The organism is Acidovorax sp. SUPP3334 (genome assembly GCF_030159055.1).
Taxonomy (GTDB): Bacteria; Pseudomonadota; Gammaproteobacteria; order Burkholderiales; family Burkholderiaceae_C; genus Paracidovorax.
This window is the reverse complement of sequence record NZ_BQXQ01000092.1, coordinates 1-2,497: the sequence shown is the minus strand read 5'-3', so window position 1 is coordinate 2,497 and position 2,497 is coordinate 1. Positions and strand designations below refer to the sequence as shown.

Annotated in this window: 5 protein-coding genes; 4 read left to right on the top strand and 1 reads right to left on the bottom strand. The window is 44.1% G+C overall.

The annotated features are described in order from the left end of the window. The 4 genes from AVHM3334_RS23515 to AVHM3334_RS23500 all read left to right on the top strand — a co-directional run. A partial coding sequence (locus AVHM3334_RS23515; RefSeq protein WP_284415853.1) for an RHS repeat-associated core domain-containing protein occupies positions 1-451 on the top strand: 451 nt, incomplete at its 5' end. Positions 452-459: 8 nt separating this feature from the next. Beyond that, the gene (locus tag AVHM3334_RS23510) at positions 460-912 is read left to right on the top strand and encodes a hypothetical protein (RefSeq protein WP_284415852.1); all 453 of its coding nucleotides are present in this window, start codon (positions 460-462) and stop codon (positions 910-912) included. Between the two features lie 305 nt (positions 913-1,217). Beyond that, the gene (locus AVHM3334_RS23505) at positions 1,218-1,913 is read left to right on the top strand and encodes an RHS repeat-associated core domain-containing protein (protein WP_284415851.1); all 696 of its coding nucleotides are present in this window, start codon (positions 1,218-1,220) and stop codon (positions 1,911-1,913) included. A gap of 2 nt (positions 1,914-1,915) precedes the next feature. Further along, positions 1,916-2,305, top strand: coding sequence for a hypothetical protein (locus AVHM3334_RS23500; RefSeq protein ID WP_284415850.1), 390 nt, complete (start codon positions 1,916-1,918; stop codon positions 2,303-2,305). Between the two features lie 12 nt (positions 2,306-2,317). Here the strand turns inward: AVHM3334_RS23500 and AVHM3334_RS24100 are convergent. After that, on the bottom strand, positions 2,318-2,497 hold a 180-nt coding region (locus tag AVHM3334_RS24100), incomplete at its 5' end, for a hypothetical protein (protein WP_284415849.1).

Genomic DNA, 2,497 nt, shown 5'->3' with positions numbered 1-2,497 from the left:
CACGTTCCGGTATTACGAGCCGGAGGTGGGAGCATTCACGACGCCGGACCCGATTGGGTTGGCGGGCGGGATGAATCTGCACCAATATGCGCCTAATCCGATTGCTTGGGTTGATCCTTGGGGTTGGGTAAGAAAATGTGGAGGGGCGGGGCGACAAAAACCTGTAAGTTTACCTAGTGCGAGAAAGACGAAAGTAGATATGGCCCATGTCCTTGATCGCCATACTGCATCTGGTAAGACGGCTCAACAAAGTGGAAAAAAAGATCTTTTTCCAGAGGGAATGACCCCGAAGCAGATAGAAAAATCTATTAAAGAAGCATACGGTAATTCGAAGCGAATCAGTACTCAGGGTGAGCGAGTTTTGGTGCAAGGCCAATCTGGGGGTAAAACAATTGAGATGTGGGTTAATACAAAGACAAAAGTTATTGAGACGGCTTATCCAAAAAATTAAGGAAAATAATGTTGATTATTTTGGATGAAGACTCTGTTAGATTTTCCGATAGTAAATTGTCTAATAACGTGTTTGCTCATGTATACCTGAGATGCGATTCTGGCGAATGTTTCCCAGAGTGCGGCTGGGATGATTTTGCACAAGTTGTTTTGAGTTGGTGGACTGATGGTGCTACACGGTTTTTAAAGTACGGAGATGAAGAGATTTTTAGATTTATGGATGGGGATTTTTATTTTAAAATTGAAGGCGTGCTACATAAAGATGTTCAAATAAGTTGGTTTGAAAAATCAAAAATCATAAAAACACAGCAGCTTGATTTTTCTCAATTTGTAAGCTCGTTGCTAGTGGCTGGTAATAAGTTGGCTAGGAAGTTGCAAGAGATTGAGGTAGATAAAAAAATCACCGACGATTTTGTACGTTGTCAAAATAATTTGCGAAAACTGTTAAAATCGCAAATATAATCTAGTTGGAATTGAGCTTCATAGTGAATAGCTAGCTACGGCTAGGGTCGTTTTATTAAAATAATGCAGCGGCGATAATTTTTTGGAAAGCTGCCTTATGGCGGTCACTTCAACATCTAAGCCTACTAGAAGATTCTCACGCTCTTATTTTAGTAATGCCGATTTATGAAAATATAAAAACCTACTCTGAGTGGAAGATTTTTTCGCGGTAAACGAAATCCCCAGTCATACACATTTTTAACCTTAGCTGTCGAGATGATTGCCTAGGTTTATTATTTTCACGCCCCAATAGACTGCCAGAGCGGTTGAACGACAACCTAGAAAAATTTGTCTGGCGGGCGCAGTACAAAACCTGGGGAAGTGCCGTCACGGAAAGCTGGCAGGCCTTCGACGACGTGGGGCGGCCGCTGGGGCAGGCCATTGCCGGCGGGCAAGCGGCAGCGCCGCAGAACCTGCGCATGCAGGGGCAATATCTGGATCGCGAGACGGGACTGCACTACAACACGTTCCGGTATTACGAGCCGGAGGTGGGAGCATTCACGACGCCGGACCCGATTGGGTTAGCGGGCGGGATGAATCTGCACCAATATGCGCCTAATCCTATTGCTTGGGTTGATCCTTGGGGGTGGGCAAGAGAATGTGGGGGAGCAGATCGAAAAGATAAAAAAACTAGCTACGACGCTAAAAGTAGAAGAGATGCATTAAGGCAAGCAAAAAGAGATGCAGGAGTGCCAAACTCTCAACAGCCAAAAAAGATAACTCGAGAAAACTTGGATGATGGCAATGGAAACAAGATTTTTGACGCAAAGGGTCGACCAGTCACGGCAAGGGAATATCATTATGTTTCCAAGGATGGAAAGCCTGTTGTCATACAAGAGCATAGTTTGGGTCACACTAAAGCAACAAAAGGCCATGGCATGGAGCCCCACTTTAATGTGCGCCCTGTAACCAATACTCGGACTGGAGATGTGGCAGGCACTCATGGCCACTACAATTTTTAAATATGATTGAAAATATTGATCGAAATGATTTTTTAAGAAAACTTTTCCCGAATCAAGATTTTGGGGCGATCTTTTTTGGGCAAATCAGTTTTGATGTGGGAGGCCGTGTAACATTGGGGCTACATATAAAAAATAAACCTGTCGTTGAGGTGAAGAAATGGGGCGTGTGGGGGGTGGATTATAATGTCATTGTTGTTGAGGTTTTGGGGAAAACAAATGGTGAAATCATTCTAAACAATCAATTCGATTTTGATTTTGAAAAAGTTTTGATAAATACTGAAAAAGATGGATTTTTGATAAAACAAGAAGGTCCCGGTTTTTTCTTGCAAATCCCGGTGAAATACTTGGTTTTTCAAGGGTGCTCCATTTATAAAAATTCCTTTGATGATTAATGATTCGATGGTCTAAAGTAGTGTTGCGGGAGCAAAAGAATACTGGCCATCGACTACACCATTAGGTTCGCCTATGACGCCGCAGACCGGCTCGTCAGCGAAATCCGAATCGACGGAACCCGGCAGGTTCTGGAACGTGACGCTGCAGGCCAGGTGGTCGGGGTGACGGAATACCCCATGCCCGGCGGGGGT